This is a genomic window from Enterobacter mori (assembly GCF_025244905.1).
Lineage (GTDB): Bacteria > Pseudomonadota > Gammaproteobacteria > Enterobacterales > Enterobacteriaceae > Enterobacter > Enterobacter mori_A.
On record NZ_CP104285.1, the window covers coordinates 4,503,699 to 4,526,650 of the forward strand.

Consider the following 22,952-nt stretch of genomic DNA (forward strand, 5'->3'; position numbering starts at 1 on the left):
TTGAAACACAAATGTTAAGAACTTTGAACTGACTCGCACAAGCCAGCAACAAAATTACACTTTTGCGTTATTGCCCATATCGGCAAGGTAGCTTTTTTCGAAGATGTCCGACGGCACGGCTCGGCCAAATAAGAAGCCCTGACCGCCCTCCACACCCGCTTTAGCCAGCCAGTCGCGCTGGTCTTCATTTTCGATACCTTCAGCAATCACATGCAGGTTGAGACTGCGCGCCATCTGAATAATGGCCTCGACCATACTGCTGTCCTCCGGTAGTCCATCAACAAACGTTTTGTCGATTTTCAGCACGTCGACCGGCAGCGTTTTCATATGCTGAAGCTGGCGCAGTCCGGCATAGCCCATACCGAAATCGTCCAGCGCGATGCGAACACCCGCGTTACGCAGCGGTTTCAGAATCGCCACGGCTTCGTTCGGGTCGTCAATACGACGGCTCTCCGTCACTTCCAGAATCAGCGTATCCGGCTGGATGCGATAGCGGTGGATCAGCTCCAGCAGCTCCGACACCATGGTCGGGTGCATCAGCTGTAAGGCAGAAAGGTTTACCGACAGCGGCAGGGTGATGCCCCGCTCCTGCCAGGCCGCAAGCTGGCGGCAGGACTCTTCGAGCACCCAGTACCCGACGCTGACCATCAGACCACAGGATTCGATCCGGTCTATCAGCCCCTCAGGCAGCTCCCACGAGCCATCCGGCTGCTGCATACGCAGCAACGCTTCGGCACTGTTCACTTCACCGGTGAGCAAATTGACCTGCGGCTGCAGCCAGATGGCAAACTGGCGGTTGTCCAGCGCGGTCAGTATGTCGCTCTCTTCAGTCAGACGCTGCTGCGCCTTTTCCATCTGCTCCGGGTCGAAGAACTGGATCTGATTCTTCCCTTTGCGTCGCGCGGTGAAGGCCGCTGAGAATGCGCGACGGTAAAGCTGCTCTGCCGTCAGGTCGCCGTAGAACATCGCAATCCCGATACTGGCGCTCGGACGAAGCTGGATCCCCTGAATCGGTAACCGCTCATTAATGACAGTGAGCACTTGCTGACCTAGCGTGATAGCGTGCCACGGCTCTTTCACGCCATGCGCGATGATCACCAGGTCATAGCCGCTAACCTGAGTCAGCACCATGCGCGGGGCAAGCACCGATTTCACCTTTTCCACCAACGTCAGGAGCAGCATTTCACGCTGGCTCTCCTTGAGCACGCCCGCCGTATCCTGCAAAGTTTCGCAGGCGACCACCATCAGCGCGGTGGTCTGTTGGCGGGCAACCGTCTGCTCCAGCATCGCCATCAGGAAGGCTTTATTTGGCAGATCGGACACCGGGAAACGGGTGGCACTGATATTGAGTTCATCCTGCTGGCGCATGATGCGCTGCTGATTGATGTTGTAACTGCGCACCAGCATGCCGATTTCATCATCATGATGCAGACGCGGCAGCGCAATCTGGTGGCCTATCTGCTCCTGCGGCGGGAGGTCGTTCAGCTCTCTGGCGATGCGGCGTAGCGGATGCACAATCAAACGGTTAATACACCAGGTGAGCGCGACGCTCAAAATAAGCGTTAAAAGTAAGTAAGCAGTCACCAACGTCGCAACCCAGCTCATGACAAACTTATACATGCGATATGAGTCTGACTGAAGGATAAGGTAGGCTAACGGCTGAGGGTTGGCCGGACGTTCCAGTGAATAGATGGGCAGGGAAATTTGCACCGGTAGCTCAAACATGCGCATGACCATGACCGGGACGGGACGTTCAGGAATGAAGCGCATCCGTAACGCCTGAAACTGATTAGGCAGAACGACATCCGCGCGGCTGACAATACCCGCAGGCTGGATGCGTTTTAAAATGGTTTCCGCGTCGGGAATGTCCCCTTTCAGGATCGCGGCCGACAGCGGCTCACGCACCTCACGGGCGATACTTTCGAGTTGCGAAGCCGTGTTGTAGCGATTCTGCTGTACGGCATGAAACAGCAAAATAACGCTGAAGAGAAAGACAAACAGCATCGTGACGGCTGAAACCATCGCCATCTGTTTGATCGTTAAAGAACGGCTAACACGCAAAATGACTCTCCACAGAACTCGAAGCGCAGGGCGCACCAGGGAGTGAACCTGGTGCGCCTGAGTATACCCGATTGCTGCACTTTTAAGAGAGACTTACAATTGGATTAAGTTAAATCCGATTACCAGTCGGCGTAAGGGACCAGCGGCTCTGGCGGCAGGTCCATATCGCCCTGCCAGCCTGCAGCAGAATAACGCACGTAGAGCAGCGCATGGCTCGGGGTATAGTCTTTTGCTTCCTGAATATCCACGCCCAGACCGACAAACCAGTTGGAGGTCACGCGGCGCTCGATAATCGCCCTCGCGGTATAACCTGTACCGGAAGAGCTGCTACCGGTTTCCATTTCGCCTCTGTCGGTATAGCGGCCAGGCTCATCGGTTGGGATCAGACCCTGCTTCGGATAACGCAACTCATCTTTCGTCTTCGAATGCGACCAGGAGACCGAACCGCCCAGCTCCCATGACCAGTTCTCAGTACGCTTACGCCAGGTGACGGGCAACGCAAAGGAGACATACTCCTGCGGGCTGTAATAGCCACCTTGTCCCAGCGTGTAGCCACTGAGATCTTTGTCGTAATGCCATAGCATGTTAGACACACCGACCGTCAGACGCTCGTTGTTCTCGTTGATCAGTTTGTAGTAATAGCCGGTCATCCAGCGGATGCGCCAGTTATCTTCCACATTTTTACCGGTCAGGCTGTCCATGTTCAGGCTCGACCAGATACCGTTCGCCTCGCCTTTGTCATAGCTTACGCTTACACCGCCACCGGTCGAACGGACGCCGCCCCAGGTGGTGTTGGTATTGGTATCTTTTTGCCCAGCGAAGGCCAGCACAGAACTGGAGATAGGACGACGATGCGCGTTCAGGGTGTAGCCAATCGGCCCCAGGTCACTGCTGTAGCTCACGCCCCCGACAACATCCACCACGTCGAAGCCCATTGGCGTCGTACCCAGATCCCACGCCCAGGTTTTATTCTGCCAGCCAACGGCCACGCTAGCGCCGTTCGCCGACTGGTTCGTATTGCCGCTACACGGCGTTTCGGCGCAGGTACCCCATTTCGGGTCGTAGGTGCCGTTATTGGTGGCAAACGAGCCAGCGTCCATATTGACCAGATCGCTTCGGAAGAACATGCGTCCATCTGACAATGGCGCGTCGACCTGCAGCATCGTGGTGTGCGCTTTCAGGTCGGAATAGCCACCGGTGCCGCTGGAGCCCCAGTAGTCGTGTTGCAGCGTGACGTTCACATCCTGCTGGCGGTACAAATCACCGGCATCGCTGCGCACGCCGCGCTTCAGCCAGTCATCTTTTTCATCATTTCGCGTCAGGCGGGTGAAGCTGTCGTTATCCGCCGGGCGAGTTGACGTGATGCCGGACGACACCATCGCATCTTTATAGGTTTCCAGCGCCTGCTGCGGCTGACCGTTCTGGGCCTGGAAACGTGCCGCATCACGCAGCACCAGCGCATTGTCCATCGATGCGGGCTGCGATTTGGCCTGAGGGATAATCTTGCTGAAGGTTTGCTCTGCGGCGGCGGAATCGCCCAGGCCAGCCTGCGCCATGGCGATCCGACGTTGCATATTGAGCGACGGCGGTTGACCATTTTGCGCGGCAGGCAGTTTTGCCAGCTCGGCACGCGCCGCGTCTTTATCACCTTGCGCGATATAAACTTCGGTCAGCCCGAGGAGCGCATCTTCGTTTTGCGGCTCACGCTGGAGCACGGTGCTATAGGCCGTTTTCGCGGCGTTATGATCGCCACGCTGTTCTGCCCAGTCTGCCAGCGTTAAATCGATACGCGTGGAGGCGGGCTGCTGACGAAGCAGGTCTTCAGCCTCCTGTGCTTTCCCGCTGTCACGCAGGCGGTTAGCGGTTTCCAGCACCTGATTGCTCTGCAGTCGGTCTGCCAGCTCCTGAATATTGCCGTTCCACTTGTCGCGCGGCAGGGTATCCAGATGCGCCAGCGCGGCGCGATCCTGATCGTTACCCGAGAGATACAGCCCGTTGGCGTAGACCTGATCCGGATCGCCCGGCTTCTGGCTTGCCAGCTGACGCATGAGAGTATCCGCCTGACTGCGCTGACCCGCGCTGTAGAGATCGCGCGACAGACGGTAGGTGATCCACACGTCTCCCGGCGAGAGCGCAAGGCGTCGACGCTGAATTTCTGCGGCCTGGGCGTATTGTCCCTGGTTTTCCAGCTGCTCTGCCTGCGCGGAAAGCTGCTCGTTGGTCAGGCTACGTTCAATATCATCTATGCTGCGACGCTGGCTGGCCGAGAGTGACTGAATAAACTGCGTCGCCTTCTCCGGTGACTGCGCGCGATACACATTGGCGAGGCCGCGCACCGCATTGCTGTTGCCGCCGTCCATGCGCAGCGCCTGACGGTAATACCGCTCGGCAGCGTCGTTATCTTTGCGCGCGGCGGCAACATCGCCCAACCCCAACACCGCATAGCTGTCGGTATTATCGATATTGCGCGCCTGCTGGAAATAGCGCTCCGCCTGGGCAGTATTGTTAGCTTTCAGCGCCGCATCACCCTGCTGGATCAGCAGCCAGTAGCGATTGACCTTCAGCAGGCTGTCCCACTTGCCCCGATTATCGCTCTGCGGATCGAGGGCAATGGCCTTTTCAAACTGCGCCACCGCGCGAGCGCGGTCACCTTTTTGTGAATAGGCCTGGCCCAGTGCGCCCACGGCTTCACTGTCGGCATGGTTGGCGCTGACCGCTTTTTGCAGTTCTGCCACCGCTTTACCACCCTGCCCGGCATCCACTGCGGCTAGCCCTTCGGCTTTCGCGCGGAACGTCGGGTCGGCAAGTTGCTTTTGCTGTGCGTCAAGCTGGGCCCGCGCCGCCGTCACGTTGTCGCCATCGCTAAACACCGTGAGGTATTTCTTCAGCGCGCTGACGCTGGCACTGCTGGCAGGCTGATCTTTAATTTGCTGATACCACATATCAGATGCCTGACTGCGGCCACTGTTAGATTTCGCCATCGCCTGCAACACCGCAAAGCCTTCATCGCGGCGTCCACTCTGGAACAGGAGTTGCGCCAGCGCAGCCTGCTGCTGCGTATTGCCTGGATGACTGGCATTAATTTTCTTCAGCTCATTAATGGCGGCATTCCGTCTGGCGGGCTCTTTGGCTACAAGCGTCCAGTATTCTGCTGCCAAATCGCCATCCGGCGGATCGCCAGCAAACAGTTTGTCATAGGCGGCAATGGCTTCCTGCGTATGACCTGTCGTCGCCAACAGGCGGGCCTGCTGTAAGGCCTGGCGGCCATCCGGCGTGGAGAGCAGCATCGTGTTGCGGGACGTTTTGTATGCGCTGGAGCTCGGCGCCATGCCTTTCAGGCGGTCCAGCTCTTTTTGCGCGCCCGCGTTATCTCCCTGACGTAAGAGATAACGGAAACGTGCGGCAATCACGTCCGGGTTATTCGGGTCGATCAGCTCCAGGCGGTAAAGCGACTGGCGAACCAAATCCTCACGCTGCGTCGATTCGCCCAGACGAACCTGCTCCAGCAACTGTTGCTGCTGGGGGGAATTGGCGGCCCCGGCCATTGGCATCAGTGCCAGGCCGAGCGATAAACTGAGTAGATTTATTGTGAACTTGCGCATTCCTGGCCCCAATTCGGTATTAATTCACCCTGTGTGGTGAAGCGAAAACGATGCTGATCCCACCCTTGCCCAAAGAGGGTCAGTACATAGCTGTAATAGGCATTATTATCAGGAAAATGATCGGCGACGCGCTGTCGTTGCACTGCCTGCGCGTCCCGATTCTGTAAAAAAGGTAGCAGAGAGGCAGAAAAACCGACCGGGCCTTTATCCGTCCGTTTACCGGTTGCGACATCGACTTTCTCCGGCGGTACGCCCTGCTTTGCCGTTACCGTTGCCATTGGCTTAAAGCGTGCCAGCAGCCGAGCCTTTTGCGGGTCTTTATCATTCATCATGCCCACCCAGAGATAAACGCGAATGGCGTCGTAACTGCCCACCAGCGATTTATCCTGACTGAGCTGCCAGCCTTTGTTTTTCTGATATTGCACCCAGTTTGGGGAGAAACCTTTCGGTGCCGTCTCCAGCAATAAACGCAGATTGGTTTCACGAAGCGTGGTCCACGGCGTACCCAATCGGGTGAAATAGTTCGCTAGCTGTGGCGGGAGGTAGCTGGGGTTAAAGCGCCAGGCGTTCTCTTCGGCAAATCCGGTTTTACCCGGCAGCAGCATGAAGCCCAGACCCGGCACTTTCACCACTTCCTCGCTGACGATGCGTTTAAGCAGCCCCTTGCCTGTGCGGGTGTAGTCCTGATTTTTCCACAGCCGTCCCGCTTCCAGCAGCGACCAGGCAATCCAGATATCGGCATCGGACGCGGAGTTAGGATCGATAACCGCCCAGGTCTCTTTGTCCTTTTGCCCCCACAGCCATGCAGGCAGGTTGGCCGCTAAATCGCCCCCGGCGAGATTATCGCGCGTCCACGCCAGCAGCAGATCGAACGCTTTACGATCGTTTGCAGCCAGGGCAAAGAACAGCGCATAGCTTTGCCCTTCAGAGGTGGTAATTTTTCGCGCGTCACTGGGATCGATAACGCGCCCGCTTTCGCTGATGTAGTCCTGTTTAAACTGTTCCCAGGCAGGCCAGCTACAGGCGGCGCGTAGATTCGTCGCCGCCAGCATCAACACGGCGAGTACACACCAGCGAAAGCCTTTCATCACAGCTTACTCATGATCCGGATTCAAACGACGACGGCTGATGATACGCAGCAGACGCCACAGCACCCATGCCAGCAATATCACACTTACTGCAGCCAGAATCGCCAGCAGGACCGGATGGTTGGACAAGGCATACCACAGACGTTCGAACCACGGCAGATGACCTACATAGTAAACATCGCCGACGCGCAGGCTGTTGACGCCCGCCTCACGAATAACGGAGACAGAACCAAACATGGCGGCTCGTTTACCGCTGTCGTTCATCGCCGTGTTTAACAGTTCATACCCGCGAGGGCTGTCTGCCAGCAGGGCGATCACGCTGCGCTGATCGTTATACGGTGACTGGAAGCCCACGATAGCCGCCATCGGGCCCGTTGAGCTTACGCTGGTTCTCACGTTGGCCTGGCGGTCACCACTGTCCGGCATGATGCTCGGGAACTCGGTCTGGCGCAGCGGCGTTTTCACCCACGATTGCGCAGCCTGCACCAGCAGATCGACGCGCTTATCATCCTTCAGCTTGTCCGGAATATTGCCAATGATCATGACATCGGCATCTTTATTCTGGATTTGACTGCCGTCGTCGGTGAGCGTCACGTTAATGGCCGGTAAACCCGTTTGCGCCCCAACGGTTCCCATCGTATCCAGCAGCGTCGACACCTGCCCCTCATTTGGCGCTTTCGGCATCACAACAATGGACTCAGACAGGTCGGCCATGCGGCTGAACGGGAAGCTGGCGTTGGCAAACGCACGCAGATCCGGCATCGCGATAAAGTGATAATACTTCGAGAAGTCGATAGTGGACTCATCGCCAATCACGACATGGTTCTGTACCGGCTGGAAGGTGATGCAGTTATCGACCGAGCCGCCTGGCATCGGGTTCATGTACTGGAAGTCGAAGCGCAGCTGGTTTATCGCGCCAAGTTTCAGCGCCGGGATGGACACATCGGTTTTACCGTCCAGCAGCCCCTGCAGCACAGGCAGGCGGAGCATCAGGCGGTTGGTATCCTGGGTGCTCGTCAGACTGAATGATTGCAGGAACTGGTTGTTAAGGCTGATATCCATGCGCGAGCTGTCTTTGGTCGACGGCGCGGTGTAACGGTAGTTCAGGTTGATATCAATCCCGTTGGTGCGCAGCAGATACAGATCCGGCGGCAGATTCAGAGACAGACTGACCGGGGAAGGTTCAAGCCCGGTCGACTGCAGCTGCTCTTCATACGTTTTCAGCTCGCCAAAAGTAATGGCACGGTCGGTTCGGACCCAGTTCGGCGCATCATAAGGCTTACGCGCCAGCAACGGTTTCACCTCATCCACGGTGACGCTGTTGCCACGGAACAGGATATTGCCCTGCGCAATGCCTTTTGCCGCCTGCACCAGATCTTTATCATCACGCCCGAAGACGATCAGCAGCTTCACATACGGATTGTCCGGGTGGTTGATCATTTCAATCGTCGGCGCTTTAACGTCCGGGTGTTCGCGCAGGAACGCCGGGCGTTTGGCGTTAGTGGCAAACACAATGGCGTTTTTGTCCGGCATTTTGTCGTACATGACCGGGAAGCTCTGACCGCGCCAGCCGGAGCGAGAGCCAAACCAGGAGGCCACGATGGTGGCGGCTAGCTGTTCCGTCACATCAGGTGCACCCGCAAAGACCATCGGCAAGTTTAACGGGCGATTGTCACGCGGGTCGAAGAACGGGACCGGGAAGGCAGAGAGATCGTTTTTCAACGCCAGCGGCTGATAGGTCAACTGCAGCGAGGAGTTACGACCAATATCCATCCACAGCGTGTTGCTGGCCGGGTTTTCACATACATCACGATAGTGGCCGACGAATTCCAGACGGACACGGTTAAAGTCGGTGATGAACAGCGGGTTGATCGGCACCTGAGCCAGGGTTTTCTTACCCAGCTGCTCTTTGGTGACCGGCAAAACGTCCATCAATTCATCGTTCAGATAGACCTTCAACTGAGACTGAACGGGCAGCAGTGACGGTGACGGCGTGTATTCCAGATTCAACACCGCATTCGATACCACTTCGTCGCTACGCATCCCAAACTCAACGCCGCCATTAGGATTGATGCCACGCAGCACCATGCTGCCCGGCGGCGGTGCAATCTGGGCGAACGACAGCTTCACATCGCGCGACGGCACATTTTCGGCGACAACAGGCGCACTGGCACCACGTACGCCTGGCATCACCTGCCCAACGACCTGGCTGTCGGCAGGTAAGGTATTCCCCGCCGTCGGCTTATTCGGGACCACGTTTTCCGTTTGCCCCGGTGCTGCCGTGACAACAGGATCGGTCGCTTGCGCGACCACCGGAACCGTAGGGGCAGGCGTGGCCGCTGCGTTATCAGGCGCTGCGTTAGCCATTGTTGCAGGGAGCGCACTCATCCCCATTGCCACTGCACATAACCAGGAAAGTTTTGTTTTCATCGCGTTATCATCATTGTTGAGCCATAACCGGGTCTGCCTGCTTCGCTTCATCTCGCTCAGGTCGACGCGGAATGAACGACACGACCCAGGAAACCAGTGAAGTAAGTGACCGGAAAATTAATTTCACCGACGACGGGGCAAATTCTGCAAGGTGACGATAGCCACGGAACCCCAGCTTCAGAATATCCAGCAGGCTTTCCAGAGGTTTATCTTCCGGGAAGCTGTCCTGCCAGAGAGCCCACGTGTCCGCGCGGGCAAACGTACACTGCACAAAATCAATATGTTGCTTTTTGGTCAGCGGCATCAGCTTCAGACCCACTTCATCACCCGCCACACGCGCTACCTGCGTAGGGAAGACATACTCCTGCTGACCGCGCTTGAGCAGAAGATTGACCTTTTGCCCTTCCAGCACTTTCGCCTGACCGTTGATTTTGATGCCCAAACCACCGTCAGAGAAGTCGTGCACGGTACAGGAGAAGAGGTGACCATCTTCGCGGGCTATTGCTGCCGGCATGCTGATTTCGACGCGGTGCGCACGACGTACCTGTTTGCTCTCGACCGATACGGCTACCGCACCACCGAGGATAATCAGGTTGTAGAACACCCACGCCATACTCACGAATACCGTCAGGATCTCGTTTTCCGGGCCGTAGAAGTAACGCCAGATGCCTACGATGACGCCAACGATGTTAAGCAGAACCAGGAAGATATACGGACGGGAGATCACCCAATCGACATACTCCTCTTCCACCAGCCCACCTTTCGCGGTGACGTTAAACTTACCTTTGTGCGGGTTGATCAGCGCCACCATGGTTGGCGGGGCAATGTACCAGGCCAGCACGGTTTCGTAGATTTCACTCCAGAACGAATGGCGATATTTCCCCTGGATCTTCGAGTTCGTCAGGCTCGCGTGGATCATGTGCGGCAGAACAAACAGCGCGATCATCAACGCCGGAGCGTAAATGATGTAGGCATGAAGCAGCAGGAACGCCAGCGGCGCGGTGAGGAAGATAAGCCGCGGAATACCGGATAAAAAGTGGAACATGGCGTTGACGTAGCACAGGCGCTGCGCCAGCTTCAGTCCTTTGCCCATCAGTGGGTTATCGAGACGGAAAATTTGCACCATGCCACGCGCCCAGCGAATACGCTGGCCGATATGCGCCGACAGTGATTCTGTCGCCAGCCCTGCCGCCTGTGGAATGCGCATGTACGCGGAGGTATAGCCAAGGCGGTGTAGACGCAGTGACGTGTGGGCATCTTCCGTCACCGTCTCAACGGCGATACCGCCAATCTCATCCAGCGGTTTGCGGCGGATAACAGCACAGGAGCCGCAGAAAAAGGTGGCGTCCCACATATCGTTTCCGTCCTGCACCAGGCCATAGAACAGCGTGCCTTCGTTCGGGGTTTTGCGGAAACGACCGAGGTTACGTTCAAACGGATCCGGTGAGAAGAAGTGGTGTGGCGTCTGCATCATCGCCAGCTCTTTCTCTTTCAGGAACCATCCCATCGTCATCTGCAGGAACGAGCGCGTAGGCACGTGATCGCAGTCAAAGATGGAGACGAACTCCCCGGTAGCATACTTCAGGGCGTTGTTAATGTTACCGGCCTTCGCATGTTCATGCGTGGTACGGGCGATGTACTCCACGCCGACCTCCTCCGCAAACTGGCGAAACTCGGCGCGGCCACCGTCATCCAGGATCCAGATTTTGAGCTTATCTTTCGGCCAGTCGATACCTAACGCGGCATAAATGGTGTTTTTCACCACCGTCAGGTCTTCGTTGTAAGTGGGTACAAAGAGATCCACCGACGGCCACTGGGTGGTGTCTTTTGGCAGCGGAACCGGCTGGCGGTTCAACGGCCAGATAACCTGGAAATAGCCCAGGACCAGCACAATCCACGCGTAAGTTTCAGCAAACAGCAGAACCAGACCGCACACCAGGCTGACCGGGTCATCCCAGTTCAGCGTTGATGTATAACGCCACCAGATATACCGGCAGGAAACCGTCAGTGACAGTACGATCAGCATCAGGGCGGAGAAGCGTCCCGGGATGCGCCGCACCAGCAGCGCCACGCCCCAGAGCAAGATCAAGAAGGTGAACTGCGCCAGCGGGTTGAACGGCTGCGTGATACAGACCAGTGCCAGAATGAGCGAGAACACCACAATGACGCCGAGAATAAAACGCCTGAAGCCCGGGTGCAGGTGCCCGAGCTCTTTATGATTATCCAGATGACTGGTTTTGTCGCCGACGCGGTCGGGAAGCCTGTCCAGCCACTGGTGATAGCGTTCACGTAAGTTCTGCACGCGATCAAAGCGACGCCAGCGCGGCGTGGATTTTTCCACTCTGGCCGATGTCGCTGCCAGCCAGACGGCCTGAATCGCATAGCGTGCGGGATCGAGAGGCCTTGGACGGTCGGGGTTAATGTGCGGATAGAGTTCACTGTGACGCGCACGAATACCCTGCCAGCGAGGGTGTTCGAGTGGAATAAATATCCAGGCCAGGATTAACCAGAAGCAACCGAGCGTGGCACTCAGCGACGACGCGCCGTGTCGACGGTAGTGCCGGTAGCGCTCGCTTAAACGCGAACTGACCGGCGGGATAAGTAACCCGTTAGACAGGCGACTCATACCGTACTCCCGGCAGGTTCCGGTCTTTTCGCGAAGTGCAACAAGCACCAGTTCGCCAGCGTCAGGATCTCTTCGGCTGCCAGCGAATCGCTCCGATATTCACCGAGCGGCTGCTTTGAGGCGAGACATTCCGCCATTCCCTCATCGCGATGGATAACAATCGGCAGCAGGCGACGCTGGCTTTGCAGCCAAACCTGGTAGAGATCGTCCTGGATCTGGCTGTTGATGCGAAGATCGTTAATCAGAAGATGGGCATTTGTGGGCAACGGCTGTTGGTGTAAGCGGATGTGGCAATTCGCATCCACATTCACGATGGAGAGGACATGGTCACATTGCGCGATAAGCTGGCGGGTCAGCGCGGCGGCACCGTGCGGCAGATCCAGCAATATCCACTGATACTGTCCTTTTTCCTCCAGCCTCTTCAACGCGGTCGTAAATTGCGAAAGCAGACGCTGATACGCGGCTTCATTCTCACGCTCAGCTTCAGTCAATTGACCATAAGGAAGTAAATCAAGCTGGGAGGTATAGCGCATTCCCGCGTCACGCCAGTCTTTATCGTCGAGCAGCGCGCGGGCCCAACCCTTTGTATGCGTAAAGTCGACATTAAATGACATGCGCAGCAAATTATCGGAGCAGGCATCAATGACCAGCACCGATTCGCCTAACAGCTGTAATGACCACGCCAGCGCCGCGGTAATGGATGTTGTACCTACACCACCACGGACGCCCTGTAATCCTAGTATGGCCATCAATGGCTCCCTTATTGTTGTTGGGCAAACTCAGCTAATAACGGCCAGCGTTTAATAGCCGCGGCCAACTGTTCCCGCTGGGAAATATCGGTGTAATCTATTTCGGGTAAAGAGAAAGCCTGCGTCAGCGCCAGAAAATCGTTTTGAAATGTGTAACCCAGGCTTGAGTCTACAGGCGTTCCGGATTCGTTATTATGCATGATTAATTCATCCCTTAGCGTAAAATCACACGATCAGATGTAGTGAGGCGTCCTGCCCACGAAATTTCATTTACATGCTAAATCTGATGCTCTTTAATTTCAATGTTAGGTTTATTTCTACGCTTTCGCTAGTAAACTGAGATACAGATAAATTCGACGAAAAGAGGGATACCGTGGACTCCATATTTTCTATTGGCATCCAGTCATTATGGGACGAATTGCGCCACATGCCAGTCGGAGGAGTCTGGTGGATTAATACGGATCGCAACGAAGATGCCATAAGTCTGGTAAACCAGACGATCGCCGCGCAGGATAAGGATTCCCGCGTGGCTGTCATAACGATGGGCGAAGAACCTAAAAATATCATCAGGCTCGAAAACGACCGTGGGCCACAGACCGTACGATTATTTTCCATGTCTTCGGAGGCGGATAGTCTATACTTTTTGCCCCGCGATATTCAGTGCTCGATTGATCCGGACCACTATTTACTGATTCTAAAATGTTCGAATAACACACTGCAAAATATCCCCTCAGAAAAACTGCTGCGCTGGTTGAACAGAATCAATAAGTGGGCAAAAAATCAAAACTGCACGCTATTGGTTGTTAACCCCAGCAGTAATAACGACAAGCTTTTTTCACTGTTAATGGGCGAATATCGTTCTCTTTTCGGTCTGGCAAGTATCCATGACCAGACAGATAGCTATCTTTACGATATTGCGTTCTGGTGCAATGAAAAAGGGGTTAGCGCTCGTCAACAGCTCACCCTTAAACATATCGAGGGAGAGTGGCATCTCGCCCGGCAAGAAGAAACCGTGGTTCAGCCACGCAGCGATGAAAAACGCATCCTGAGCCACATTGCGGTATTAGAAGGTGCGCCTGCGCTCTCTGAAAATTGGTCACTGTTTGAAACTAACGAAGCATTATTTAATGAAGCCCGCACGACGCAGGCCGCTACGATTGTTTTTTCTCTTATGCAGAATAACCAAATCGAAACGCTGGCGAGGCACATTCACACGTTACGCCGTCAACGCGGTAGTGCGTTAAAAATCGTGGTGCGTGAAAATAATACCAGCCTGCGTGCCACTGACGAACGGCTGCTGCTGGGTTGCGGCGCAAATATGGTCATACCCTGGAATGCGCCGCTGTCGCGCTGCCTGACACTTATTGAGAGCATACAGGGACAGCAGTTTAACCGCCATGTTCCTGAAGATATCGGCACCTTGCTCTCAATGACGCAGCCAATGAAACTGCGCGGTTTTCAAAAGTGGGATACCTTCTGTGATGCCGTCGGCAACATGATGAGTAATACGCTGCTGCCAGCAGACGGAAAAGGGGTCATGGTTGCCCTGCGTCCGGTGCCAGGTATTCGTGTTGAGCAGGCGCTCACGCTATGTCGCCCTAACCGCATCGGAGACATCATGACGATTGGCGATAACCGTCTGGTGCTGTTTTTATCCTTCTGCCGGGTAAACGATCTCGATACCGCGCTCAACCATATCTTCCCTCTGCCGACTGGCGATATTTTCTCTAACCGCATGATTTGGTTCGAAGATAACTTGATTAGTGCTGAACTGGTGCAAATGCGCGCCCTGACGCCAGAACAATGGGCGAAACCATTACCCATGGCAAACGATGTCAAACCGATCCTGAATGCGAAGCATGACGGGCATGTCTGGCGTCGGATACCCGAACCACGACGCCTATTACCTGAGGGCGAGGAGAGCGCATCATCATGAATCTCAGCGATATCATTCAACTGGTCGTTCTGTGTGCGCTGATTTTTTTCCCGCTGGGCTACTATGCGCGCCATTCCCTGCGTCGTATTCGCGATACGGCCAGATTGATGTTTTTAAAACCCCGCTACATTAAACCAGCCGGAACACTGACACGCGCTCCGAACGTCAAGGCAGACCGAAAACATGACTAACTCTACCTATACCACGTCGGCGCCCTCGCCGCTCTGGCAATACTGGCGCGGACTTTCCGGCTGGAATTTCTACTTTCTGGTGAAATTTGGCCTGCTCTGGGCAGGCTATCTTAATTTCCACCCTCTGCTTAACCTGGTGTTTATGGCATTCCTGCTGATGCCTATTCCCAATATCAGGCTGCATCGTTTGCGTCACTGGGTCGCTATCCCGATTGGGTTCGCGCTCTTTTGGCATGACACCTGGTTACCGGGTCCGGAAAGCATAATGAGCCAGGGCTCGCAGGTTGCGGGCTTCAGTACCGACTATATGCTTGATCTGGTTGAGCGCTTTATTAACTGGCAGATGATTGGCGCGGTGTTTGTGCTGCTGGTCGCCTGGCTGTTCCTGGCACAGTGGATCCGCGTGACGGTGTTTGTCGTCGCGATTATGGTCTGGTTAAACGTGCTAACGCTGGCAGGGCCGAATTTCTCCCTGTGGCCAGCCGGTCAACCGACCACAACGGTCACCACCACTGGTGGCACGGCGGCAGCAACCGTCACGACGGCAGGCGATACGCCGGTGGTTGGCGATATTCCTGCGCAAACCGCACCACCCACGTCCACCAATCTGAACGCGTGGCTCTCCAGTTTCTATACCGCTGAAGATAAGCGTCAAACCAAATTCCCGGATGCGCTACCTGCGGACGCCCAGCCATTTGAACTGCTGGTGATCAACATCTGTTCTCTCTCCTGGGCGGATGTGGATGCAGCCGGATTAATGTCGCATCCGCTGTGGGCGCATTTCGATATTCAGTTTAAAGATTTCAATTCTGCGACCTCCTACAGCGGCCCGGCAGCGATTCGCCTGTTACGTGCAAGCTGCGGCCAACCTTCGCATAAGAACCTCTATCAGCCCGCAGGCAACCAGTGCTATCTGTTTGATAACCTGTCCAAACTGGGCTTTACGCAGCACCTGATGCTGGGTCATAACGGTCAGTTTGGTAACTTCCTGAAAGAGGTGCGTGAACAAGGTGGTATGCAGGCACCGCTGATGGACCAAACGGGTCTGCCGGTCCCCCTGTTGGGCTTCGATGGCTCTCCGGTTTATGACGATACTGCCGTGCTACAGCGCTGGTTGCAGACCGTCAGCAAAGAAGAGGGTTCGCGTAGTGCAACATTCTATAACACCCTGCCGCTTCACGATGGTAACCACTTCCCGGGCGTGAGCAAAACGGCGGATTACAAAGTTCGCGCACAAAAGTTCTTTGATGAACTGGACGCGTTCTTTACCGAGCTGGATAAATCAGGCCGTAAAGTGATGGTTGTTGTGGTACCTGAACACGGCGGCGCGCTGAAAGGCGACAGGATGCAGGTATCCGGCCTGCGTGATATCCCGAGCCCGTCGATTACCAACGTTCCTGCCGGGATTAAATTCTTCGGGATGAAGACCCCGCATCAGGGTGCGCCAATCGAAATCACTCAGCCAAGCAGTTATCTGGCGATTTCAGAACTCGTTGCCCGCGCGGTTGACGGTAAGCTGTTTGTTGAAGATAGCGTGAACTGGGATCAGCTCACCAGCGGCCTGCCACAAACGGCAGAGGTTTCGGAGAACGCCAATGCGGTGGTGATCCAGTACCAGAACAAACCGTATGTTCGCCTGAACGGCGGAGACTGGGTACCGTATCCGCAGTAATAGACCCGGCCCGCTCTCCCTCGGGGAGCGGGCCTTATTGTTCTGAGATCCACACCAGCATTTTCAGACTTGCCGAATAGTAATCATCATTTGCAGTAATGTCGGGCTCGCCGACCCTCTGTCCCATCGTTAAATCACGCACTGCCAGCAGACCGCCAGCCATCATGTAGGGGGCGTATTCATTCGTCGTGACGTTAACCCATGCGGGTGTTTGTTCACGCGGAAACTGAGCGAACCAGGCGCGCCACGGGGTCAGCAAGGGGCTTTTCGAGTTGGACCAGCTGATGTACAGCGGAATGCGGATGGCGTCATAACTCATGCGGGGCGGCCAGGCGTTTGCGGGGGCCAGCGTCCCTTTCGTGTCAAGAGAGACCCAGTCAGTTGGCAGATTGGCTTTACCCGTCCCCATTTTCTTCAGCAGCCGCTGTCCGTCCTGCGCGAGCTGTCGCCATATTTGCAAATGGCTGCGCTCAGCAAATGCCTGCCAGGCAGGAAATACGAAGTAGGAAGGATTAAGCACAACGTTATTGTCCTGCTTAAACCCGTGTGAGCCTGGCACCATCACGCGATAACCCGCATAGCGGATAACGTTATGGGCAAGCAGCGCTTTGGTAATGGCATCCGATGCCGCGCTGTAGCCTTTGTCATGCCAGCGCGCGTTCGCTTTTAACAGAGCCCAGGCAATGAGCACATCGCCATCGGAGGCATTGTTTTTGTCGGCAATCGGGTCTGCCTGAGCGGGATTATAACGCCAGTAAAAAAGACCGTTCTCTTTATTCTTCAGCGTACTGCTCGTCCAGTGCCAGAGTTTATCAAAGGTCGCTTTATCATCGTTTGCCACCGCCATCAGCATGGCAAAACCCTGGCCTTCGGTATGGGAAACGTTACCGTTGCCGGTATCGACGATTCGCCCATCCGCCTTAAAGAAGCGCGCTTTGTAACTCTCCCAGGCCTGACCTGCCTGAGAGAAAGGAGTGAACAGCAAACTCATCATGACAGCCAGCGTGGCGCATGCGGGTTTTCGCATCATTAATACAATCCGGTTATTCTGCGCTGCGTAAGGAGATTTCCCCGCCCATCCAGGGTTTGATCGCACCATCCTGTTCCAGGAGCAGCGCCCCCTGCGCATCAATTCCGCGAGAAATGCCGTAGATTTCTTTATCCCCAATCAGCAGTTTCACCGGGCGGTTGATAAAGTTATCCAGCTTTTCCCAGCGAGGCATGAACGGTGCCAGCCCGTCTTGTTCAAAGAGCCTTAGCGAGCTTCGCAACTCTTTAATCATTCGCGCGGCCAGGATATTGCGGTCGATAGTGAGACCCGCTTCCTGCAGGTTAGTCCAGGCCTGGTTCACCACATCGTTCTGCACATTACGCATCACCATGTTTAACCCGGCGCCAATGACGATCTGCGCGGCATCGCCGGTCTTTCCCGTCAGCTCAACCAGAATACCCGCCAGTTTTCGATCGTTCAGGTAGAGATCGTTAGGCCATTTTACCCGCACCTTATCCGCGCCCAGATCGTGCAGGACTTCCGCCATCACAATCCCGATGACCAGGCTTAGCCCAATCGCCGCAGCCGGGCCCTGATCGAGTCGCCAGTACATGGACAGGTACAGATTCGCACCAAACGGCGAGAACCACTTACGTCCACGACGACCGCGACCGGCCTGTTGATATTCAGCAACGCAGGCATCGCCGGATTTCAGTTCAGGCAGGCGATCCAGCAGGTACTGGTTCGTCGAGTCAATCACTGGCAGCACCGCGACATTGCCGTGTCCAATCTGGCTGCGGATCGCTTCTTCATTCAGCAATTGAATAGGCTCCGGCAGGCTGTAGCCTTTTCCGGGCACCGTGAACACATCAACACCCCAGTCGCGGAGCGTCTGGATATGTTTATTAATGGCAGCACGGCTCATGCCCAGCTGCTCACCCAGCTGCTCGCCAGAATGAAACTCACCGTCCGCAAGGATGCTAATCAGGGTTAAAGGGATCGTGTTGTCTTTCATGCGATAGTCTCCACGGCGTTGACTTCACCCGTACGGCCAATAAAGCGAACTTCAGGCTCCAGCCAGACGTTGAATTTATCACCCACACGCTGACGGACATGGTGCGCCAGCTTCACAACATCGTCGCTGGTTGCATTGTTTTGATTGATCAGCACCAGCGCCTGCTGGCGATGAACAGCAGCACCACCCATCGTAGTTCCTTTTAATTCACACTGGTCGATAAGCCAACCTGCAGCCAGCTTCACGCTGCCATCAACCTGGGGATAGTGCGGGGCCGTTGGCCATCCGGTGAGAAACGCTTTCGCGTTTTCGCTGCTGATGACCGGATTTTTGAAGAAACTGCCCGCATTTCCGTTCACTTTTGGATCCGGGAGTTTGGTCATTCGCATATGGCAAACCGATTCAAACACGTCGCGCGGGGTGACGGTGACCGGATCGAGACGGGTGAGATCGCCGTAGGTAAGGACGGGGTTCCACTGCTTCGCCAGACGCAGACCAACGGCAACAATGACGAAACGATCCTGGTAGTCATGTTTGAAGATACTGTCACGATAACCAAATCGGCACTGTTCTGCGGTTAAACGTTGTGCATTTCCCGTTGCCAGCTCAATGCAGTCAACGTATTCACAGACGTGTTTCAGTTCGATGCCGTAGGCACCGATATTTTGAATGGGTGACGATCCAGCGCAGCCTGGGATCAATGCAAGATTTTCCAGGCCAGGCATCCCTTTTTCGAGGGTAAATTGCACCAGGTGGTGCCAGTTTTCTCCGGCCCCCACGTGCAGATGCCAGCTCTCTGCGCTCTCTTTAACGTCGATTCCCATGATGCGGTTGACGATCACGGTCCCCGCAAAATCATCGAGAAACAGGACATTACTTCCTTCGCCCAGAATCAGTACAGGTTCACCGTTTTCTGTCGCGTTTTGCCATGCATTCAGCAATTGCTGAGCATTATCGGCACGTACAATTTGTTTAGCATTACGTTGAATGCCAAAGGTATTCCAGGGCTTAAGGGAGTGGTTCATAGACGCTATCCTGATGCAAAAACGCGGATAGTTTACCGTATATACGGGGGGATAGGTGATTTGTTTATGGAAACGAGGGATGTACAAAAACGCAAAAAGGCCATCCTTACGGATGGCCTCTTCACTTGTTTGATGCCTGGCAGTTCCCTACTCTCACATGGGGAGACCCCACACTACCATCGGCGCTACGGCGTTTCACTTCTGAGTTCGGCATGGGGTCAGGTGGGACCACCGCGCTAAAGCCGCCAGGCAAATTCTGTTTATCTGTATCAGGCTGAAAATCGTGTCTGTCTCTTCGCCAAAACACCTTCGGCGTTGTAAGGTTAAGCCTCACGGTTCATTAGTATCGGTTAGCTCAACGCATCGCTGCGCTTACACACCCGACCTATCAACGTCGTAGTCTTCAACGTTCCTTCAGGAGACTTAAAGTCTCAGGGAGAACTCATCTCGGGGCAAGTTTCGTGCTTAGATGCTTTCAGCACTTATCTTTTCCGCATTTAGCTACCGGGCAGTGCCATTGGCATGACAACCCGAACACCAGTGATGCGTCCACTCCGGTCCTCTCGTACTAGGAGCAGCCCCCCTCAATTCTCCAGCGCCCACGGCAGATAGGGACCGAACTGTCTCACGACGTTCTAAACCCAGCTCGCGTACCACTTTAAATGGCGAACAGCCATACCCTTGGGACCTACTTCAGCCCCAGGATGTGATGAGCCGACATCGAGGTGCCAAACACCGCCGTCGATATGAACTCTTGGGCGGTATCAGCCTGTTATCCCCGGAGTACCTTTTATCCGTTGAGCGATGGCCCTTCCATTCAGAACCACCGGATCACTATGACCTGCTTTCGCACCTGCTCGAGCCGTCACTCTCGCAGTCAAGCTAGCTTATGCCATTGCACTAACCTCCTGATGTCCGACCAGGATTAGCTAACCTTCGTGCTCCTCCGTTACTCTTTGGGAGGAGACCGCCCCAGTCAAACTACCCACCAGACACTGTCCGCAACCCGGATCACGGGTCTACGTTAGAACACCAGCCATTAAAGGGTGGTATTTCAAGGATGGCTCCACGCAGACTGGCGTCCACGCTTCAAAGCCTCCCACCTATCCTACACATCAAGGACCAGTGTTCAGTGTCAAGCTATAGTAAAGGTTCACGGGGTCTTTCCGTCTTGCCGCGGGTACACTGCATCTTCACAGCGAGTTCAATTTCACTGAGTCTCGGGTGGAGACAGCCTGGCCATCATTACGCCATTCGTGCAGGTCGGAACTTACCCGACAAGGAATTTCGCTACCTTAGGACCGTTATAGTTACGGCCGCCGTTTACCGGGGCTTCGATCAAGAGCTTCGCGTTGCCGCTAACCCCATCAATTAACCTTCCGGCACCGGGCAGGCGTCACACCGTATACGTCCACTTTCGTGTTTGCACAGTGCTGTGTTTTTAATAAACAGTTGCAGCCAGCTGGTATCTTCGACTGATTTCAGCTCCACCCGCAGGGGCTTCACCTACATATCAGCGTGCCTTCTCCCGAAGTTACGGCACCATTTTGCCTAGTTCCTTCACCCGAGTTCTCTCAAGCGCCTTGGTATTCTCTACCTGACCACCTGTGTCGGTTTGGGGTACGATTTGATGTTACCTGATGCTTAGAGGCTTTTCCTGGAAGCAGGGCATTTGTTACTTCAGCACCGTAGTGCCTCGTCATCACACCTCAGCGTTAATAAGGTACCGGATTTACCTGGAACCTCCGCCTACATGCTTAAACCGGGACAACCGTCGCCCGGCTAACATAGCCTTCTCCGTCCCCCCTTCGCAGTAACACCAAGTACAGGAATATTAACCTGTTTCCCATCGACTACGCCTTTCGGCCTCGCCTTAGGGGTCGACTCACCCTGCCCCGATTAACGTTGGACAGGAACCCTTGGTCTTCCGGCGTGCGGGCTTTTCACCCGCATTATCGTTACTTATGTCAGCATTCGCACTTCTGATACCTCCAGCAACCCTCACAGGCCACCTTCAACGGCTTACAGAACGCTCCCCTACCCAACAACGCATAAGCGTCGCTGCCGCAGCTTCGGTGCATGGTTTAGCCCCGTTACATCTTCCGCGCAGGCCGACTCGACCAGTGAGCTATTACGCTTTCTTTAAATGATGGCTGCTTCTAAGCCAACATCCTGGCTGTCTGTGCCTTCCCACATCGTTTCCCACTTAACCATGACTTTGGGACCTTAGCTGGCGGTCTGGGTTGTTTCCCTCTTCACGACGGACGTTAGCACCCGCCGTGTGTCTCCCGTGATAACATTCTTCGGTATTCGTAGTTTGCATCGGGTTGGTAAGCCGGGATGGCCCCCTAGCCGAAACAGTGCTCTACCCCCGAAGATGAGTTCACGAGGCGCTACCTAAATAGCTTTCGGGGAGAACCAGCTATCTCCCGGTTTGATTGGCCTTTCACCCCCAGCCACAAGTCATCCGCTAATTTTTCAACATTAGTCGGTTCGGTCCTCCAGTTAGTGTTACCCAACCTTCAACCTGCCCATGGCTAGATCACCGGGTTTCGGGTCTATACCCTGCAACTTAACGCCCAGTTAAGACTCGGTTTCCCTTCGGCTCCCCTATACGGTTAACCTTGCTACAGAATATAAGTCGCTGACCCATTATACAAAAGGTACGCAGTCACACCACGAAGGTGCTCCCACTGCTTGTACGTACACGGTTTCAGGTTCTTTTTCACTCCCCTCGCCGGGGTTCTTTTCGCCTTTCCCTCACGGTACTGGTTCACTATCGGTCAGTCAGGAGTATTTAGCCTTGGAGGATGGTCCCCCCATATTCAGACAGGATACCACGTGTCCCGCCCTACTCTTCGAGTTCACAGCAAGTGTGCTTTCGTGTACGGGACTATCACCCTGTACCGTCGGACTTTCCAGACCGTTCCACTAACACACAAGCTGATTCAGACTCTGGGCTGCTCCCCGTTCGCTCGCCGCTACTGGGGGAATCTCGGTTGATTTCTTTTCCTCGGGGTACTTAGATGTTTCAGTTCCCCCGGTTCGCCTCGTTAACCTATGTATTCAGTTAACGATAGTGTGTCGGAACACACTGGGTTTCCCCATTCGGACATCGCCGGGTCAAAGGTTCATATCACCTCGCCGGCGCTTTTCGCAGATTAGCACGTCCTTCATCGCCTCTGACTGCCAGGGCATCCACCGTGTACGCTTAGTCGCTTAACCTCACAACCCGAAGATGTTTCACTTCTGATTGCGAAAATTTGAGAGACTCGAACACACATAACATGTGTGTCGTTTCAATTTTCAGCTTGATCCAGATTTTTAAAGAGCAAATATCTCAAACATGACTCGCAAGTCAGTTTTGAGATATGACGGCAGGTGACTTTCACTCACGAACCAGCAAGTGGCGTCCCCTAGGGGATTCGAACCCCTGTTACCGCCGTGAAAGGGCGGTGTCCTGGGCCTCTAGACGAAGGGGACGTGTCAGTCTCAATCGCAAGACGCCTTGCTATTTACTTTTCATCAGACAATCTGTGTGGACACTACAAAGGCAGGTTCTTTAA

At 55.0% G+C, this 22,952-nt stretch carries 13 protein-coding genes, 1 tRNA gene and 2 rRNA genes; 3 read left to right on the top strand and 13 right to left on the bottom strand.

Annotated elements, in window-relative coordinates; translation table 11 throughout:
- Positions 1 to 54: 54 nt before the first annotated feature.
- The 7 genes from hmsP to bcsR all read right to left on the bottom strand — a co-directional run bounded on the left by hmsP (position 55) and on the right by bcsR (position 12,756).
- The gene (gene hmsP, locus N2K86_RS21360) at positions 55 to 2,061 is read right to left on the bottom strand and encodes a biofilm formation regulator HmsP (protein ID WP_260659889.1); all 2,007 of its coding nucleotides are present in this window, start codon (positions 2,059 to 2,061) and stop codon (positions 55 to 57) included.
- Between the two features lie 119 nt (positions 2,062 to 2,180).
- Entirely contained in the window at positions 2,181 to 5,663 is a 3,483-nt protein-coding gene (gene bcsC, locus N2K86_RS21365; protein WP_260659890.1) for a cellulose synthase complex outer membrane protein BcsC, read from the bottom strand.
- Positions 5,645 to 6,751 carry a cellulose synthase complex periplasmic endoglucanase BcsZ gene (bcsZ, locus tag N2K86_RS21370; protein ID WP_260661742.1) on the bottom strand — a complete coding sequence of 369 codons (1,107 nt, stop codon included), beginning with the start codon at positions 6,749 to 6,751 and terminating at the stop codon, positions 5,645 to 5,647. The genes bcsC and bcsZ overlap by 19 nt, the downstream gene beginning before the upstream one ends.
- A gap of 6 nt (positions 6,752 to 6,757) precedes the next feature.
- Positions 6,758 to 9,181 (bottom strand): cellulose biosynthesis cyclic di-GMP-binding regulatory protein BcsB, encoded by a 2,424-nt coding sequence (gene bcsB, locus N2K86_RS21375; RefSeq protein WP_260659891.1) that lies wholly within the window; start codon positions 9,179 to 9,181, stop codon positions 6,758 to 6,760.
- A gap of 10 nt (positions 9,182 to 9,191) precedes the next feature.
- Positions 9,192 to 11,807: a UDP-forming cellulose synthase catalytic subunit gene (bcsA, locus tag N2K86_RS21380; RefSeq protein WP_260659892.1), complete on the bottom strand. Its 2,616-nt coding sequence runs from the start codon at positions 11,805 to 11,807 to the stop codon at positions 9,192 to 9,194.
- Positions 11,804 to 12,556, bottom strand: coding sequence for a cellulose biosynthesis protein BcsQ (bcsQ, locus tag N2K86_RS21385; RefSeq protein WP_260659893.1), 753 nt, complete (start codon positions 12,554 to 12,556; stop codon positions 11,804 to 11,806). The genes bcsA and bcsQ overlap by 4 nt, the downstream gene beginning before the upstream one ends.
- Before the next feature lie 11 nt (positions 12,557 to 12,567).
- A complete protein-coding gene (gene bcsR / locus N2K86_RS21390; protein ID WP_010426045.1) occupies positions 12,568 to 12,756 on the bottom strand; it encodes a cellulose biosynthesis protein BcsR in 189 nt (62 codons plus the stop codon).
- 173 nt (positions 12,757 to 12,929) lie between these two features.
- Here bcsR and bcsE point away from each other — a divergent pair, with 173 nt between their 5' ends.
- From bcsE to bcsG, 3 genes are read left to right on the top strand one after another with little or no spacing between them, the layout of a single operon-like run.
- Positions 12,930 to 14,492 carry a cellulose biosynthesis c-di-GMP-binding protein BcsE gene (gene bcsE, locus N2K86_RS21395; protein ID WP_260659894.1) on the top strand — a complete coding sequence of 521 codons (1,563 nt, stop codon included), beginning with the start codon at positions 12,930 to 12,932 and terminating at the stop codon, positions 14,490 to 14,492.
- The gene (gene bcsF / locus N2K86_RS21400) at positions 14,486 to 14,683 is read left to right on the top strand and encodes a cellulose biosynthesis protein BcsF (protein ID WP_042713769.1); all 198 of its coding nucleotides are present in this window, start codon (positions 14,486 to 14,488) and stop codon (positions 14,681 to 14,683) included. Before bcsE ends, bcsF begins: the two co-directional genes overlap by 7 nt.
- The gene (gene bcsG / locus N2K86_RS21405; protein ID WP_260659895.1) at positions 14,676 to 16,355 is read left to right on the top strand and encodes a cellulose biosynthesis protein BcsG; all 1,680 of its coding nucleotides are present in this window, start codon (positions 14,676 to 14,678) and stop codon (positions 16,353 to 16,355) included. The genes bcsF and bcsG overlap by 8 nt, the downstream gene beginning before the upstream one ends.
- Positions 16,356 to 16,389: 34 nt before the next feature.
- On the opposite strand, the gene N2K86_RS21410 is transcribed toward bcsG, so the two are convergent.
- The 6 genes from N2K86_RS21410 to N2K86_RS21435 form a co-directional block, all read right to left on the bottom strand.
- Positions 16,390 to 17,382, bottom strand: a complete 993-nt coding sequence (locus tag N2K86_RS21410; RefSeq protein ID WP_260661743.1) for a glycosyl hydrolase family 8 — start codon at positions 17,380 to 17,382, stop codon at positions 16,390 to 16,392.
- Between the two features lie 16 nt (positions 17,383 to 17,398).
- Positions 17,399 to 18,361 carry a bifunctional biotin--[acetyl-CoA-carboxylase] ligase/biotin operon repressor BirA gene (gene birA, locus N2K86_RS21415; RefSeq protein WP_260659896.1) on the bottom strand — a complete coding sequence of 321 codons (963 nt, stop codon included), beginning with the start codon at positions 18,359 to 18,361 and terminating at the stop codon, positions 17,399 to 17,401.
- Positions 18,358 to 19,386 carry a UDP-N-acetylmuramate dehydrogenase gene (gene murB, locus N2K86_RS21420; protein ID WP_260659897.1) on the bottom strand — a complete coding sequence of 343 codons (1,029 nt, stop codon included), beginning with the start codon at positions 19,384 to 19,386 and terminating at the stop codon, positions 18,358 to 18,360. Before murB ends, birA begins: the two co-directional genes overlap by 4 nt.
- A 134-nt stretch (positions 19,387 to 19,520) precedes the next feature.
- Positions 19,521 to 19,636: ribosomal RNA gene (gene rrf / locus N2K86_RS21425) — 5S ribosomal RNA — on the bottom strand.
- 69 nt (positions 19,637 to 19,705) lie between these two features.
- Positions 19,706 to 22,611: ribosomal RNA gene (locus tag N2K86_RS21430) — 23S ribosomal RNA — on the bottom strand.
- Between the two features lie 182 nt (positions 22,612 to 22,793).
- A tRNA-Glu gene (locus N2K86_RS21435) sits at positions 22,794 to 22,869 on the bottom strand.
- Positions 22,870 to 22,952 lie beyond the last annotated feature (83 nt).